The organism is Salinimicrobium marinum (assembly GCF_014651535.1).
Classification (GTDB): Bacteria; Bacteroidota; Bacteroidia; order Flavobacteriales; family Flavobacteriaceae; genus Salinimicrobium; species Salinimicrobium marinum.
Map to the genome: position 1 here is coordinate 39,023 of NZ_BMXB01000013.1, position 16,144 is coordinate 55,166.

Annotated in this window: 19 protein-coding genes; 10 read left to right on the plus strand and 9 right to left on the minus strand. The window is 40.2% G+C overall.

The window, feature by feature from the left end; genetic code table 11:
- Positions 1–61: 61 nt before the first annotated feature.
- Complete coding sequence (locus IE056_RS13990; RefSeq protein WP_189605344.1) at positions 62–379, plus strand: hypothetical protein; 318 nt, start codon at positions 62–64, stop codon at positions 377–379.
- Positions 380–469: 90 nt separating this feature from the next.
- The gene (locus tag IE056_RS13995; protein ID WP_189605345.1) at positions 470–982 is read left to right on the plus strand and encodes a ferritin; all 513 of its coding nucleotides are present in this window, start codon (positions 470–472) and stop codon (positions 980–982) included.
- A gap of 69 nt (positions 983–1,051) precedes the next feature.
- Here IE056_RS13995 and IE056_RS14000 read toward each other — a convergent pair whose 3' ends face one another.
- The 3 genes from IE056_RS14000 to leuS form a co-directional block, all read right to left on the minus strand.
- Positions 1,052–1,744 carry a zinc metallopeptidase gene (locus IE056_RS14000; RefSeq protein WP_189605346.1) on the minus strand — a complete coding sequence of 231 codons (693 nt, stop codon included), beginning with the start codon at positions 1,742–1,744 and terminating at the stop codon, positions 1,052–1,054.
- A gap of 81 nt (positions 1,745–1,825) precedes the next feature.
- Positions 1,826–2,926: an alanine dehydrogenase gene (gene ald / locus IE056_RS14005; protein WP_189605347.1), complete on the minus strand. Its 1,101-nt coding sequence runs from the start codon at positions 2,924–2,926 to the stop codon at positions 1,826–1,828.
- A 105-nt stretch (positions 2,927–3,031) separates the two neighbouring features.
- On the minus strand, positions 3,032–5,914 hold the full coding sequence (gene leuS / locus IE056_RS14010) for a leucine--tRNA ligase (protein ID WP_189605348.1): 2,883 nt from the start codon (positions 5,912–5,914) through the stop codon (positions 3,032–3,034).
- A gap of 161 nt (positions 5,915–6,075) precedes the next feature.
- On the opposite strand from leuS, the gene IE056_RS14015 reads away from it, so the two are divergent.
- The 6 genes from IE056_RS14015 to IE056_RS14040 all read left to right on the plus strand — a co-directional run bounded on the left by IE056_RS14015 (position 6,076) and on the right by IE056_RS14040 (position 10,215).
- Positions 6,076–6,954 carry a cell division protein FtsX gene (locus tag IE056_RS14015; RefSeq protein ID WP_189605349.1) on the plus strand — a complete coding sequence of 293 codons (879 nt, stop codon included), beginning with the start codon at positions 6,076–6,078 and terminating at the stop codon, positions 6,952–6,954.
- 195 nt (positions 6,955–7,149) lie between these two features.
- The gene (locus tag IE056_RS14020; RefSeq protein WP_189605350.1) at positions 7,150–7,407 is read left to right on the plus strand and encodes a DUF3098 domain-containing protein; all 258 of its coding nucleotides are present in this window, start codon (positions 7,150–7,152) and stop codon (positions 7,405–7,407) included.
- Complete coding sequence (locus IE056_RS14025; protein WP_189605351.1) at positions 7,408–8,208, plus strand: undecaprenyl-diphosphate phosphatase; 801 nt, start codon at positions 7,408–7,410, stop codon at positions 8,206–8,208. It begins immediately after the preceding gene.
- Complete coding sequence (gene truB / locus IE056_RS14030; RefSeq protein ID WP_189605352.1) at positions 8,201–8,896, plus strand: tRNA pseudouridine(55) synthase TruB; 696 nt, start codon at positions 8,201–8,203, stop codon at positions 8,894–8,896. The genes IE056_RS14025 and truB overlap by 8 nt, the downstream gene beginning before the upstream one ends.
- 24 nt (positions 8,897–8,920) lie before the next feature.
- Complete coding sequence (locus IE056_RS14035) at positions 8,921–9,646, plus strand: energy transducer TonB (protein WP_189605353.1); 726 nt, start codon at positions 8,921–8,923, stop codon at positions 9,644–9,646.
- On the plus strand, positions 9,646–10,215 hold the full coding sequence (locus IE056_RS14040; RefSeq protein WP_189605354.1) for a DNA-3-methyladenine glycosylase I: 570 nt from the start codon (positions 9,646–9,648) through the stop codon (positions 10,213–10,215). Before IE056_RS14035 ends, IE056_RS14040 begins: the two co-directional genes overlap by 1 nt.
- Positions 10,216–10,246: 31 nt before the next feature.
- Here the strand turns inward: IE056_RS14040 and IE056_RS14045 are convergent, their stop codons facing one another.
- From IE056_RS14045 to IE056_RS14060, 4 genes are all read right to left on the minus strand, one after another.
- Positions 10,247–11,050 carry a sterol desaturase family protein gene (locus tag IE056_RS14045; protein ID WP_229793772.1) on the minus strand — a complete coding sequence of 268 codons (804 nt, stop codon included), beginning with the start codon at positions 11,048–11,050 and terminating at the stop codon, positions 10,247–10,249.
- Between the two features lie 97 nt (positions 11,051–11,147).
- Complete coding sequence (aat, locus tag IE056_RS14050; RefSeq protein ID WP_189605355.1) at positions 11,148–11,786, minus strand: leucyl/phenylalanyl-tRNA--protein transferase; 639 nt, start codon at positions 11,784–11,786, stop codon at positions 11,148–11,150.
- A gap of 209 nt (positions 11,787–11,995) precedes the next feature.
- On the minus strand, positions 11,996–12,370 hold the full coding sequence (locus IE056_RS14055) for a DUF3127 domain-containing protein (protein ID WP_189605356.1): 375 nt from the start codon (positions 12,368–12,370) through the stop codon (positions 11,996–11,998).
- Between the two features lies 1 nt (position 12,371).
- A complete protein-coding gene (locus IE056_RS14060; RefSeq protein WP_189605357.1) occupies positions 12,372–13,244 on the minus strand; it encodes a flavin reductase family protein in 873 nt (290 codons plus the stop codon).
- Positions 13,245–13,352: 108 nt separating this feature from the next.
- Here IE056_RS14060 and IE056_RS14065 point away from each other — a divergent pair, with 108 nt between their 5' ends.
- Entirely contained in the window at positions 13,353–14,513 is a 1,161-nt protein-coding gene (locus IE056_RS14065; RefSeq protein WP_189605358.1) for a sensor histidine kinase, read from the plus strand.
- A gap of 45 nt (positions 14,514–14,558) precedes the next feature.
- Here IE056_RS14065 and IE056_RS14070 read toward each other — a convergent pair whose 3' ends face one another.
- Both IE056_RS14070 and greA read right to left on the minus strand, forming a co-directional pair.
- Positions 14,559–14,948, minus strand: coding sequence for an HIT family protein (locus tag IE056_RS14070; RefSeq protein ID WP_189605359.1), 390 nt, complete (start codon positions 14,946–14,948; stop codon positions 14,559–14,561).
- A 124-nt stretch (positions 14,949–15,072) separates the two neighbouring features.
- Positions 15,073–15,549, minus strand: coding sequence for a transcription elongation factor GreA (greA, locus tag IE056_RS14075; protein ID WP_189605360.1), 477 nt, complete (start codon positions 15,547–15,549; stop codon positions 15,073–15,075).
- A 117-nt stretch (positions 15,550–15,666) separates the two neighbouring features.
- Here greA and IE056_RS14080 point away from each other — a divergent pair, with 117 nt between their 5' ends.
- On the plus strand, positions 15,667–16,098 hold the full coding sequence (locus IE056_RS14080) for a Rieske (2Fe-2S) protein (RefSeq protein WP_189605361.1): 432 nt from the start codon (positions 15,667–15,669) through the stop codon (positions 16,096–16,098).
- The last annotated feature ends 46 nt before the right edge of the window (positions 16,099–16,144 follow it).

Sequence of the window (16,144 nt, forward strand, 5' to 3'; positions counted from 1 at the left end):
AGCACAACATTATGAATTTTTCTTTGGAATAAGTCTAAATAAGATTATTTTTGCCCTGTAAATGAACCTACTCTATAAATCATATTACTATTCCTCGTACCAGTGTGACAACAAGAGGTGCTTCTTTGTTGACTTCGGGGACAAGCCTGTAAAGCTGAGTTTTTGTCAGCTATTAGCGCTTCGGCAAAAGGTGAATTCCATCGATTTGAATGCTCACTTTGACAGCAACTCGAATTCTCACGGAATAGAGATCCTTACCTTGTGCAACAGGGAACATATCTTAATTTTAGACACACTCCAGGTAATTGATCTCAAGCAGCTTATCAAATCTACTTTTGGAATGCTGGAGTTACATGCTCTGGTCGCGCAGACTATCTAAAACCGTTACTCAGGATTAGACTGCTTCTAAATTGGACTCTCCGGAAGGATAAGACCCTATTTTTCATTACTTTTAAACAAAAGTAGCATTATGAAAGATCTAGTAAGACAAAAAATAAGTATTAATGTAGATATCATGGATCTGTTAAATCAGCAGATCAAAAAAGAAGCGCATTCCTCATCGGCCTATCTAGCTATGGCTTCCTGGTGCGACCAGAATGGTCTTAATTACAGCGCCGAATTTTTCTACAAACAATCTGAAGAAGAACGCGAGCACATGCTTAAGATCTTCAAATTTATCAACGACAATGGTGGTACGGCCTATTCTCCGGAAGTAAAAAGTGTGATGCACGAATTTAATTCCCTTCAGGAGATCTTTGAAGCGGCTTTGGATCAGGAAATTGAAATTACCAAATCCATCCATAGTATTGTGTTCAAAGCCAGAAAGGTTCAGGACCTTTCTTCGGAATACTTCCTGCAATGGTTCATCAATGAACAAATGGAAGAAGAACAGAAAATGCGTAGGGTTCTTGAGCTTTTTGATCTAATGGGGACCGATGGCATTGCATTGAAATTGATAGATGAGAGAGTAAAGGATATTTAAGATCATCCTTATTACAAAAATAAAAAGGACGCCGGTGGCGTCCTTTTGTATTATAATAAAGAATGAGAATTAATCTCGCCCCAGATAAATACTAATAAAGTAAAGTAAGGTTGCCAGTGAACCCACGGCAGCAACTACATAGGTACGGGCAGCCCATTTAAGGGAATCTTCCGCAGCTGCATGTTCCTGTGAATTCAGCATGTTTCCAGTCTCCAGCCACACCAACGCACGTTTACTTGCATCGTACTCTACCGGAAGGGTTACAAAGCTAAAAAGCGTTCCCATTCCATAAAGGATGATTCCTACCAATAATACAGTTTGCCCAATTCCAACAGAAACCATGGTCATTAATATTAATCCTCCCATGATCGCCCATTGTGAAAAACGTGAAGCTACACTAACCACAGGAACTAACTGACTACGCATTTGTAACCAGCTGTAAGCATTTGCATGCTGAATGGCATGTCCACATTCATGTGCCGCTACTGCAGCCGCAGCAGCGTTCCTTTGTGTATATACAGACTCACTTAAATTTACTGTTTTCTTGGCGGGATTATAATGATCTGTAAGCATCCCAGGAGTGGAAATAACCTTTACATCATTAATTCCGTTGTCACGTAGCATCTTTTCTGCGATTTCTTTACCGCTCATCCCGTTTTGAAGATGCACCTTAGAGTAATGTTTAAATTTACTCTTTAGTTTATTGCTCACATAGAGGCTCACTACAAAAATAAGCCCGGCAATAATATAATATCCCATCATAATTTTTAAAGATTTAGTTACAAATGTATAAACAAAAATCCAGCCAAATTAATGAAATATGACATCCCGGTAATAAGATATTTAACTAATGGCTTCTTCCCATCCAAAGGCTTCTGCTATAGGTAGATAAACAATTTTTCCTTTAATAATATTTAAGCCTTTCCTTAACGCAACGTCCTTCTCACATGCTTTCTCCCACCCCATGTCTACCAATTTAAGCACATAGGGCAACGTTACGTTGGTAAGGGCAACGGTAGAAGTATGCGGCACCGCTCCCGGCATATTTGCCACACAATAATGAACCACATCTTCAATAATGTATATAGGATCCTGGTGCGTGGTTGGCCTGGTGGTTTCAATGCACCCCCCTTGATCTACCGCTACATCTACAAGCACTGTCCCCGCCTGCATTTCCTTTAGCATATCTCGCGTAATGAGTTTAGGTGCTTTCGCCCCGGCGATTAAAACTCCTCCTACAATAAGGTCGTGCGTCTTGATATGTCTCCTTATATTATATTCATTGGAAAATTCGGTAACTACGTGGCTAGGCATAATGTCGTTGACATACCTGAGCCGATCCATATTAACATCCAGAATAGTGACATGAGCTCCCAGCCCGGCTGCCATTTTTGCAGCCTGTATGCCCACTGTTCCTGCACCTAAAACCAATACTTTCCCTGGGGCAACTCCCGGAACTCCTCCAAGTAAAATACCCTTTCCCTTTACAGGTTTTTCAAGATATCTTGCTCCCTGCTGAATCGCCATTCGACCAGCAACCTCGGACATTGGAGTGAGCAACGGTAACATCCCTGATGCATTCTGAACCGTTTCGTATGCAATGCAAACAGATTTACTCTCAATCATCGCTTTGGTGAGCTTCTGGTCTGAAGCAAAGTGGAAATAAGTAAACACCACCTGATCTTCTCTGATGAGTGGATATTCTTCCGGAATAGGTTCTTTTACCTTGACGATCATTTCACCGGCTGCATAGACTTCCTCCATGGAAGGAAGAATGGCGGCGCCGGCCATTTCATAATCTTCATCTTTAAATCCGCTGCCTTCTCCCGCAGTGGTTTGTACGAAGACGGTATGACCTTTTTTCGTAAGTTCGAGCACACCGGCAGGTGTCATTCCCACCCGACTCTCGTTGTTTTTAATTTCTTTAGGAACTCCTACTTTCATAAACTGAATATTTTAGTTCTTAAAGTAAATTAATTAGAATAATAAATGGGGTAATCGTTGCTAGTTTTAACAATTACCCCATTCATACCCGTAAATTTTATGGGTCTAAATTACAATATTTACAATTTTACCAGGCACCACTATAATTTTTTTAGGGGTTGATCCCGAAAGTTGATTGTTTGTTCGATCATCGTTCATAACAGCCTCCTGAATTTCATCTTTAGACAAATCTAACGGAAGTTCCATAGTAAACCTCATCTTCCCATTGAACGAAATAGGATATTCCTTGGTACTCTCCACCAGAAATTTTTCTTCGTAAACAGGATAAGTTGCCGTAGTCACAGATTCATTTTGGCCCAGTCTCTTCCACAGCTCTTCAGCTATATGTGGAGCATAAGGTGCAATAAGTACTGCCAGAGGCTCTAAAACCTCCCGTTGATTGCATTTCTGAGCCGAGAGTTCATTCACACAAATCATAAATGTTGAAACCGAAGTATTAAAGCTGAAAGTCTCTATATCTTCAGTAACTTTTTTGATGGTTTTATGTAATGTTTTCAAAGAATCGGCTGAAGCTTTTTCTTCTGAAACAGAAAATTTTTCCTCTTCCCTGGATGCTGAGGAATGGTATAGCTTCCAAAATTTTTTCAGGAAGTTATGTACCCCTGTGATCCCGGCGGTGTTCCAGGGCTTCGCCTGTTCCAAGGGGCCAAGGAACATTTCATACATCCTTAAAGTATCTGCCCCATAATCTTCGCAAATATCATCTGGGTTGACCACATTGTATTTGGACTTAGACATTTTTTCGACTTCTCTACCAACTACATATGTCCCGTCTTCCTCTGTAATAAATTCTGCGTTTTTAAATTCCGGACGCCATTTTTTGAAGCCTTTGATATCCAGTTCGTCTGAAAAATTAACCAAGGAAACATCAGCATGAATTGGTTGTACTTTTCTCCCTTCGGTGAGATTTTTTGAAACAAAGGTATTCTCTCCTTCCAATCTGTAAACAAAAGCGCTCTGCCCTAAAATCATCCCCTGGTTGATCAACTTCTTAAAAGGCTCTTCAACACTTAGAAAACCTCTGTCCTTTAACAGTTTTGTCCAGAATCGGGAATATAATAAATGCCCTGTGGCATGTTCGCTTCCGCCGATATATAAATCTACATTTTCCCAGTATTGTTGTGCTTCCGGAGAAACAAACCGCTCCTCATTAAGTGGATCCATATACCTGAAAAGGTACCAGCTACTTCCTGCCCATCCTGGCATTGTATTGAGTTCCAGCGGAAAAACAGATTCATGGTCGATCTTCTCATTTTCAACCACTTTATTTTTTTTCCTATCCCAGGCCCATTTAGAAGAATTTCCTAATGGCGGTTCTCCGGTTTCTGTCGGAAGGTATTTTTCAACTTCCGGAAGGCGAATTGGCAAATACTTTTCGTCAATCATCTGCGGCATTCCGTTGACATAGTACACAGGGAATGGCTCTCCCCAATATCGCTGACGGGAGAAAACGGCATCTCTCAACCTATAATTGATCTTTCCTTTTCCTAAACCGATCTTTTCCAGCTCTTCAATCGCTGCCTTTAGTGCCTTTTTATAAGGCATGCCGTTAAGAAATCCGGAATTTGCTATTATAGTCCCATCTTTTCCGGAATGAGCTTCTTCAGAAATATCAACATCCTGAAAGATGTTTTTGATTTCAGGCATTCCTTTTTGTCCGGCGAAATGTTTGGCAAAATCATAATCCCGCTGGTCACCACATGGAACCGCCATTACCGCTCCAGTTCCATATCCTGCTAAAACATAATCTCCAATCCAGATCGGCACCGGCTCTTTCGTGAACGGATGTTCTGCATAGGCTCCGGTAAAAACTCCGCTAATGGTTTTCACATCGGCCATACGTTCGCGTTCGCTTCGCTTTGCACTGGCCGCTACATACGCCTCTACTTCCTCTTTTTGTTCTGAAGTAGTGATTTTTAAAACCAGATCATGCTCGGGAGCCAGCGTCATGAATGTGACTCCGTAGATAGTGTCAGGCCTTGTAGTAAACACCGATATACCAAAAGATTTTATTTTTTCGTCACCCTGAACTTGTTTCAGGGTCTCTTCATGAAGATGGAAAGTTACCATTGCCCCTACCGATTTTCCAATCCAGTTGCGCTGACTTTCCTTTAAACTTTCTGTCCAGTCTATTTGTTCCAACCCCTGGAGCAAACGTTCTGCATAAGCCGAAATCCGCATACTCCATTGAGTCATTTTCTTTCGTACTACAGGATAGCCCCCGCGTTCTGAAACTCCGTTGACAATTTCATCGTTGGCCAAAACTGTTCCCAGCTGAGGCACCCAATTAACTTCGGTTTCAGCCAGGTATGTAAGCCTGTATTTTAGTAGTTGTTCCTGTTTTTCTTCTGAAGAAAAAGCATTCCATTGTTCTGAAGAAAATTCCTGTACATCTTCATCACAGGTAGCTCTCACCTGCAGGTTCCCATTCGAAGAAAAAATTTCTTCTAGTTGAGAAATAGCACGTGCTTTCTGAGCTTCTTCATCGTACCATGATTCAAACAACTGGATAAAAATCCATTGTGTCCATCTGTAATAATCGGGATCACTGGTGCGAACTTCCCTGCTCCAGTCAAATGAAAAGCCCATTTTGTCAAGCTGTTCTCTGTACCGCTTGATATTTTGCTCTGTAGTAACGGCAGGATGCTGCCCCGTTTGGATGGCATACTGCTCTGCCGGCAGCCCAAAGCTATCATATCCCTGCGGATGCAGCACATTGAATCCTTTGTGGCGTTTATACCTCGAATAAATATCGCTGGCAATGTATCCCAGCGGATGCCCCACGTGCAAACCTGCGCCTGAGGGATATGGAAACATATCCAGAACGTAGTATTTTGGTTTATCGGAATTATTAGAGGCTTTGAATGTTTGGTTTTCGGCCCAATACTTTTGCCAGTCGGCTTCTATTTTGTTGAAGTTGTAACTCATTTCTGAAGTTTATTCTAGGGTATTTGTAAGGTAAAACCTCCTGAAACAGTTCAGGAAAGGGCAAAAATACGTTTAATGTACGAAAGTGAAAAGTTTGGACGTTTTAAAGAATGGGATTGATTAACTTTCTTATTTTTACACAAATTTCTTGAAGCTATTCTATGAGTTCATCTTTTGAAAGGTATCAAAAACGACGTTTGATTTCCTCCTATTTTTCGGTTGTCATAAGTATTGCATTGGTACTGTTTTTAATGGGATTACTAGGCTTGCTAGTGCTGAACACCAAAAAAATAGCCGATCATTTCAAGGAACAGATCGCCCTTACCATTTATTTTAAGGACACCGCCAAAGAAGTGGAAATGACGCAACTCGATAAAAGTCTGGCTTTGGCAGAATATACCAAATCCACCACTTTTATCTCTAAAGAAGAAGCTGCCGAAGCTCACAGTAAGGAAATAGGGGAAGATTTTATGGATTTCCTGGGATATAATCCGCTTCAAAATTCCATAGATGTTTACCTCGAAGCCGACTATATAAGTTCGGGTGAGGTAGATGAAATTGCTGCAGAACTGGAAAGCAAAGGATTTGTGGATGAAGTGATCTATGACAAACCTCTAATTTCCCTGCTGAATGAAAATGTGACTAAAATAAGTTTCTGGATCCTGGTGATTAGCGCCATCTTTACTTTTATAGCTGTGTTGCTTATCAACAGTTCCATTAGACTTTCTGTATATTCCAAACGTTTCACCATAAAGACCATGCAGATGGTAGGTGCCACAAAAAGATTTATTCGAAGGCCATTTATCTGGCAAAGTGTAAAGCTGGGGATGATAGGAGCAGTGCTTGCCCTAATCGGAATGGGAGCTGTGTTATATTATATGCAGAAAAGTTTTCCTGAGCTAGAACTGCTTAGCGACACCTATTTATTGATTGGATTATTTGCAGGAGTATTCCTAATGGGAGTTTTAATCACCTGGTTAAGCACCTTTTTTGCCACTCAGCGTTTTCTGAACCTGAAAACTGACGAATTATATTATTAGTTCTCAGTAATCAATTAGCAATCCTGAAAAAATTGATGTTCGATTTATGACAGGAAAAATTCGCTTTTTCCTACTTTTGGATCGGTCAAAATTATAATATTCGTGCATTCGTGGTAGTTATAATATTGAAAGACCAATGGTAGCATTGTAAGTACTCCTGATAAGAATTATAGAATAGTTTAAAACAGACAAAAAATGAACAAAAACAAGAAACCTTTACATAAGCAAGACCTCAATTTTGTCTTCGGAAAAAAGAATTACGTGGTAATGGGTATCGGACTTGCAGTCATAGCACTAGGATTTATCCTCATGGCGGGAGGCGGAAGTGACGATCCAAACGTATTCAATCCCGAAATTTACAACTTCAGAAGGATCAGATTGGCGCCAACCCTTGTTCTTATCGGTTTTGCGATTGAAGTTTATGCTATTCTATTAACCCCCCGGAAGAAATAAATGGAAATATTTGATGCCATTGTCCTTGGAATTATCCAGGGTTTAACGGAATTCCTTCCGGTTTCCTCGAGTGGACATTTAGAACTTGGAAAAGCTATACTGGGCGACAACAGCATCCCTGAAGAATCCCTGATGGTGACCGTTGTACTTCATTTCGCCACCGCTTTAAGTACAATAGTGGTTTTCAGAAAAGATATTGCAGAAATTTTTCGTGGATTGTTCCAGTTCAAATGGAATGCAGAAACAGAGTTTTCTCTTAAAATTATTATTTCTATGATTCCCGGAGTTCTTCTTGGTTTATTTTTTGAAAGAGAACTGGAGCTTATCTTTGGAGGGAGCATTCTTATCGTAGGTTATATGTTGTTAATCACCGCTCTTTTGTTGTGGTTAGCAGACAAAGCTAAAAACACCGATAAACCTGTAAGTTACTCAAATGCTTTTGTTATAGGTATCGCGCAGGTAATAGCTTTCCTGCCCGGAATCTCTAGAAGTGGTGCCACAATTGCAACCTCGGTTCTTTTAGGTAATGACAAAGCCAAAGCTGCCCGCTTCTCCTTTCTTATGGTAGTCCCTCTTATTTTAGGAAAAATTGCCAAAGATCTTCTTTCTGGAGAAATTACAGATACAACTATGCAAATTACTCCTCTAATAGCAGGTTTTATAGCTGCGTTTATAGCAGGTTTTGCTGCCTGTACATGGATGATACAGCTCGTAAAAAACAGTAAACTTTCCTATTTTGCGATCTACTGCTTCATTGTGGGGCTTCTTGCAATAGGTTTTGAATATTCCCAGCATGTCTAAATTTACTGAAGAAGACTTCAAAAACGGACAGATCCTTTTGTTTGATAAGCCCCTCGAATGGACTTCATTCCAAATGGTGAACAAGGTGCGTTGGCTGATTAGAAAGAACTTTAACATCAAAAAGATCAAAGTTGGCCATGCAGGCACTTTAGATCCTTTAGCCACCGGATTGCTGATCTTATGCACCGGAAAAATGACTAAAAAAATTGAAGAATACCAGGGCCAGGAAAAGGAATACACCGGAACGTTCACCCTTGGTGCCACTACTCCGTCCTACGATATGGAAACAGAGGTAGATGAAACCTATCCTACCGATCATATTACTGAAGATAAAATTTACGAAGCCACCAAATCATTTATCGGTGACATTCAGCAATACCCTCCGGTTTTTTCTGCCTTAAAAAAAGAAGGAAAACGCCTTTACGAATATGCCAGAAAAGGGGAAGAAGTGGAAATTGCGGCACGAAAAGTGCATATTTCAGCCTTTGAAATCACTGCAATATCAGTGCCTTATGTGGAATTTAAGGTAGTGTGCAGCAAAGGCACTTATATTAGAAGCCTGGCGCATGATTTCGGAAAAGAATTAGACAGCGGAGCGTATCTTTCAGCTTTACGCAGAACCAGGATTGGGGAATTTGATGTAAAAAATGCTCTTGGTGTGGATTCTTTCGTAAATGAGTACCTTTAAAGGGAAATAACCTTCTTTGATTCTATGGGATTTTTTGATCGGCATAAAGCTTTGATTATTACCGTTCTGCTGTGCAGCCTGTTGCTGCTAGTGATGTATAATATCAAGCTTTCTAATGCAAGAGATGAACTCGAGGAAATGATAATTGATCTTGATCATCTTAAAGTAGAAGAACCTGTAGCGGAGGAAAAGGAGGAAGCGGAAAATGAAGAACAGCCACAGCAACCTCAGCAAACCAGCACTCAGACGCATCAGGCTTTCAATCAAAATCAGCAGCAACGGGAGAGCTCCTTTCAATCCCGACTGAATGAGATCTTTGAAAAAAATTCTGCGGAACAAACTGCTTCAGAAGAAGAAAATTCTCCCACCTTTGAAGGAGAATTCAGGGTTAATAAAAACCGTTCGGAAGAAAGACGGGAACGATCTGACGGGAATAATACTTCAGAAGAAACTTCTGCAAAAACCGGGAATGTCAGAAACAGCTCCATCGCTTTTTCTTTGGTAGGCCGATCTGCCTCCCTTATACCAAACCCTATTTACACCTGTGACACTTCAGGAAAGATCGTGGTAAATATTGTTGTTAACGAAGATGGGAACGTTACCGACACCTCCATCAACAAAAGCAGTTCCACTTCAAATAATGAGTGTTTGGTTGATAATGCGCTGGAATATGCCGCGGGTGCTGTTTTTTCGAAGTTAGGTGGACGAAATGCTCAAAAAGGAACTATAACTTATTATTTTCAGGGATAATGACAGACAATAAAACTCGTTGCGGCTGGTGTGTAGGCGATCCATTATATGAAGCTTATCACGATACTGAATGGGGGGCGCCGGTTTTTGAGGATGACAAGATCTTCGAATTCCTGATCCTCGAAACTTTTCAAGCCGGGCTAAGCTGGATTACGATCCTGAGAAAAAGAGAGAATTTCCGGAAAGCTTTTGATGATTTCGATTACCGGAAAATGGCAGAATATTCCGAAGACAAAGTGCAGGAGTTATTGAAAGACAGCGGAATTATAAGGCACAAACTTAAGATCCTGGCCAGTATTTCAAATGCGGTTGCATTCATAAAAGTTCAGGAAGAATTTGGTTCTTTTTCAAAATATATCTGGGGATTCGTCGACGGCAAACCAGTGGACAATCGAGTTAAGAATTACAAAGAAGCTCTACCAACTACCGCTACCAGCATTGCCCTTAGCAAAGATCTCAAAAAAAGAGGATTTAAATTCGTGGGACCTACCGTAGTTTATGCGCACATGCAGGCTACCGGCATGGTGAATGATCATGAGATTAGCTGTTTCCGGTATTCTGAAGTATAGAGGCTCCTGATTCCATCTTTGTAGGAAAATATCATTCCGCGACAGGCTTTTTGGAAGTATATTTTATGTCAGGCTCCATTTTAGTGCTTTCGGTTCCCATCCACCTGTCCCAAAAGGTAAAATACAACCCGAAATTCGTGACATATTCAGAATGATGGTAGTGGTGGTGTGTAGCCCCTATAAATTGCTTCCCAAACCAACTTTTTTGAAAAGCCACAGGATATATTTCAATGTCAAGATGATTCACCACGCTGCTCACGGTCATTAGCAACAAATATAATCCCAGCACATACACATTTACAGGAATTACCAACAGGATAAGCGGGAGAATGAGGGCTTCAATAAGGCTTTCCCAGGGATGAAAGGAAAATGCTGTCCAGGGCGTGGGAGTAAAGCTGTCATGGTGTACCTTATGAACGATCCTGAAAATTTTTGGATTATGCATCCACCTGTGAATCCAATAGTAATAGGTTTCGTGAATCAACAGAATTATCACCAGGCTCAACGGGAGATACCAGTACCCAAATTCCGCCACATCAAGGTATACTGCTGTGAATCCTTGTTGCCACAACCAGTAAGTGCCAGCTCCCACCAATGCAAAAATAGCTGAAGATTTCGTGCTCCAGACAATCTCCTTTTTTAACTGATCTTTCCTGAGTTTGCGTTTACTAAGCCTTCTTTCACTGAATTTAGCGGAGTTCCACACATAGTAGTAATAATAAAAAATACCGGCCGCCACAAAATACCTGAACAGAATAGCAATAAAGAAGATTACTATATATATTAGAAAAGCTGAAGGTGTGGATGCATCAGGATTCAGTACGTTCTCGATCATGAAACTAAAGTTAAGTATTTCAGATCAAATTTCTGCAATGCCTTGAGAATGTGCAGGTTTTTTATAAAAACTTTATAATAACAAATTACATTACAGGTCACGTTAAATACATGAGGAAATCCTTCCTCGGGATTTCTTCTGCTCCCAGACTTTCCAGGTGAGGCGTATAAACCTGGCAATCAATTAACTGAATATTTTCGGTTCGTAATTTTTCAATCAATTTTATGAATCCGAATTTGGAGGCATTGCTCACCTTTGTGAACATGCTTTCTCCACAAAAAACCTGCTTATCCCGAAGATAAATTCCGTAGAGACCCCCTGCGAGAAAATCCTCCTGCCAGACTTCTACCGAAAATGCCAGTCCCGATCTGTGGAACTCTAGATAAGCCTCTTTCATTTCGGAAGTGATCCAGGTGCCATCCTGCCCATCCCGTTTCATCTCTGAACAGGCGGTGATCACAGCATCAAAATGCTGATTAAAGGTGACTTCAAAAGCATTTTTCTTAAGCAATTGTTTCATGCTTTTTGAAACCTTCAGCTTCTCAGGAAACAATACCATCCTGGGATCGGGGCTCCACCACAAAACAGGCTGAGAAGCGTCATACCACGGGAAAATTCCCTGGATATATGCCTCTTTTAAACGTGCTACAGAAAGTTCACCCCCAACAGCCAGCAAGCCCTGCTCATCTGCTGCCTCTACTGGCGGGAATTTTTCGTATGGTTTTAGAAAATACAATTCGCAGGGATTTTTAGCTGAGTATGAAAATAGAAAGAGGCTGTCTAAAAAGCACTTTTTACGTCCACCTGAACTTGTTTCAGGTCCTGATAAATTCTAAAAATTAGAATAATAAGATTCTGAAATAAATTCCGAATGACGCTTTTTAAAGCTTTTTAGACAGCCTCTTTTAAAAGTTCATTATATATGAACCATCTTAAAAATATTTTCTAAAATGGAAGATCATCATAATCTTCGTCATTTAAATTTTGTGCCGGTTCAAATTGATCTGCCGGTGGTACAGCAGCATTACTTCCCGGTGCCTGGGCTGCAAGATTTTCAATTCTCCATCCCTGGATAGAGTTGAAATATTTTGTTTCCCCCTGTGGGTTTACCCATTCTCTTCCTCTAAGGTTCACCCCTATTTTTACAGGCTGGCCTACACTGAAGTTATTTAGTAAATCACATTTATCCTGTACAAACTCTACTAAAATATGCTGCGGATATTGCTCTTCTGTAGTCACTACTACTTCTCTTTTTCTAAAACCATTGCTTCCGTAAGTTTTAGTCTCATCAATCATTTTGATCTTTCCTTGTACTTCCATTTTATCTCTTTTTTGCTAATAATATTTTCCAGGCTTTTGCCGGTTCTTCTTTTTCAAGATATTCTTTTGCTTTTTGATGCACCTCATTCCGATTTTTGAGTATGGACACCATCTTCGGATCTGCCTCTAAGAAGGCATTTAGTTCCTCTTCGGAAGGCATTTTTTCCACGTTTCCTAACTTCCCCAGGTCATTCCCGGTCAAGATAGTACTTTTTCTTATTTCCTCCGGAATAGCATCAATTCCCATTCCAAGGCTTGATAATGGCTTCGGAACCTCAAACATTCCCGGAGTAGCACGGCTGTACCAGTTACCTCCCATTCTCGCTACCAGATCTATTTTATGCTGATCAATAAATCCGGCTTCGTCTAAAACATCTTCTTTAATATGCATTTTCAGCACCTCACAAATTACGAGGTTTCCGGCGCCTCCTTCAGCACCCAATTCCACCACTTCCCTAATCTTACATTCAAACTGCACCGGAGATTCTTCCACGCGGTACGGCTTTACAAGATCAGATTTCAACATAGATAATCCGGCTTTTTCAAACTCATTAATTCCCTCTGCATATTCGGTACTGGAAAGTGAAACCTGCTGCACGATATCGTAATTCACCACATTGATCACCACCTCTTTGGTTGCTTTCGCATTATTAAAAGTATGCTTCACCGTATTATCCCTTCCTCTTCTTGCCGGAGAAAATATCAAAATTGGCGGATTTGTGCTGAACATATTAAAAAAACTGAAAGGCGATAAATTTGGCCGGCCCTGCGAATCCATCGTACTGGCAAGTGCAATGGGTCTTGGCCCAACTGCCCCCAGCATATACTGGTGAAGTTCACGGGTTTCAACCTGTTTTGGATCTATGCTTATCATTCTTCAATTTTCAACAAAGGTAAAGAAACCACCTATGAATGAAAAGCGATGCATTAACAATAATCTTCCTATAAAACGTTATCTTTAAAATCCACAAATGTTAGGTTCATGAATTTTTCTGACGAACGGAAATTTCGCCGCTGGTTTATTATTTTTTCCGCTATTACCCTCATTATTCTTATTGTCTGGAATGCAGTTATATTTTTTCAGCGTCTGAAAGAAGATGAACGCAAAAAGATGAATATCTGGGCTGCAGCACAGGTATCCCTTGATCAGGCAGATGATAACACCGACCTGGACCTTACTCTTACCATTATAAACAGTAATACGAGTCTTCCCACGGTTTGGGTAGATGAAAATGGGGAGATCGTGGATGTTTTAAATGTTCCGCAGGAAATCATTTCCGATGAGGAGAAACTGGAAATCTATCTGGACCAGATAAAAGATGAAAATGCCCCTGTAGTGATGGATCTTGGTCCCGGGAAAGAACATCTTGTATATTATGGCAATTCCCCCCTGCTTAATAAATTAAAATATTATCCCCTTGTCCTGCTGGTCATCATTATTCTATTTATAGCAGTTATTTATTTCTTCTACACCACCACAAAATCCAGTGAACAAAATAAATTATGGGCAGGAATGGCAAAGGAAACAGCCCACCAAATTGGGACTCCGCTGTCCTCTTTAATTGGCTGGATTGAAATTTTAAAGCAGGAGAAGGTGGATCGCTCCTACCTTTCTGAAATGCAAAAGGATATTGATCGTCTTAAAACCATTACAGAACGTTTTTCAAAAATTGGATCTGCACCAACTCTCCAATCTGTTAACATTGTAGAGCAAACAAGGGTATCTTTTGATTATCTGAAAACCAGAAGTTCAAAATTGATCAATTTTAGCCTCAGTTTGCCAAATGAGGTTATCTATGTAAACCTCAACAAGCAACTTTTCAGCTGGACGATTGAAAACCTTGTAAAAAATGCGATCGATGCCATGCGCGGAAAAGGAGATCTGCACATAAGAATTAATCAGGATTCAAAATGCGTTCATATCTTTATTCAGGATTCGGGAAAAGGGATTCCAAAAGATAAATTCCGGCAGATATTTGAACCGGGATATTCCACTAAAAAACGTGGCTGGGGATTAGGACTCTCCCTCTCCAGGCGTATTATTGAACAGTATCACAACGGCAAGATCAAAGTAAGCCAGAGCCAGATCAATAAGGGAACTACGTTTCAGATTACGTTGCCAAAACTAAAACCTTCTGAATAACTGCCTCTTTACTGAAAAAATGGACGTACTGCCAGTTTTCTGGTCCTAAAGTTCAGCTTTAATATCTTCCGTAATTTGCTTAAATTCTTCTTCTGAAAGGTCCACACTCTTACTAAAATCCATGTCACTCATAGCATTTAACGGAATTAAATGCACATGTACGTGCGGCACTTCAAGGCCGACTACCGCCATTCCCACTCTTTTACAGGAAACAGCTTTTTCCAAGGCAATCGCTACTTTTCTGGAGAACCTCATTAATTCCTGATAAGTTTCTTCTTCCAGGTCAAATATTTTATTCTCTTCTTTCTTGGGAATACATAAGGTGTGTCCTTTGGCGTTGGGCCGAATATCCAGGAAAGCAAGAAAATCTTCGGTTTCTGCAACTTTATATGCGGGAATTTCTCCGTTGATGATTTTAGTGAATAGTGTAGGCATCGATGATTCGTTTTAAGATTAAGATTCAGAAGTTATTTTTCTGAAGCTGTTACAATTTAATGTATTAAAATAAAAAATCCTTCTTTGAAGATCAAAAAAGGATTTTTATACTATTTATCTGGAATTAATCCCGTGATATATCCAGGATCTCAAATTTTAAAGTTCCATTTGGCACCTGTACTTCTGCCGTTTCACCAACTTTCTTTCCAAGTAAACCTTTTCCGATTGGAGAGTCAACAGAGATCTTCCCCGTTTTTAAATCGGCTTCACTTTGTGCTACCAGCTTATACTGCACTTCCATTCCATTGGTAAGATTCTTGATTTTTACATTAGAATGCACCAAAACTTTAGACGTATCCAACTGAGATTCATCTATTAATCTGGCATTAGAATATATTTCCTCCAGTTTGGAAATCTTCATTTCCAGTAGTCCCTGAGCTTCCTTTGCGGCATCGTACTCTGCATTCTCACTAAGATCACCTTTATCCCGGGCTTCGGCTATGGCCTGTGAGGCACGTGGACGCTCAACATCTTTCAATTGGTTCAATTCATCTCTCAGTTTCTTGAGTCCCTCTGCTGTATAATAGGATACTTTACTCATAACTTCATCGTTTATATAAATACAAAAAATCCCATTGCTTGACGGGATTTAAAACAAATATAAGAAATTAAAAAATGCAGTACAATTATATTATATTGCTGCATCGGAAAACCTGTTATGCCTAAAAATCTTTTATTTTTCGCTTTTAGCCTGCTGCTGTTATCATGTTCAAATGATGATAATCTAAGGAACCATAATCCAAACCTCATCGATCAACGGGTTTCAATCCAGTTGGACCTCAACCTGCCGCAATACAACAATTTGCAATTCCCCGGAAACAGCTTTGTCACCTATAATTATGGCATCAACGGAATTGTTATTTTCAACGTCAACAATTCGGTTTACACCGCTTTTGAAATGTCGGATCCCAATCACCCGCTAACCGATTGCTCTACCCTCGAGCTGAATGGTACCGAAGTGACCTGCCAGTGTAATGACGGAAACAAATACACCATCATCACCGGGCAACAAGTTGCCGGAACCGGACAATATTCTCTGAAACCTTACCGAATAGAAAGAAGAGGCACTATCCTGGAGATTTCAAATTAAAGGAAATGCTCTTTTTCAGGTATAAAAAAAGCTGTCTTAAGAAATC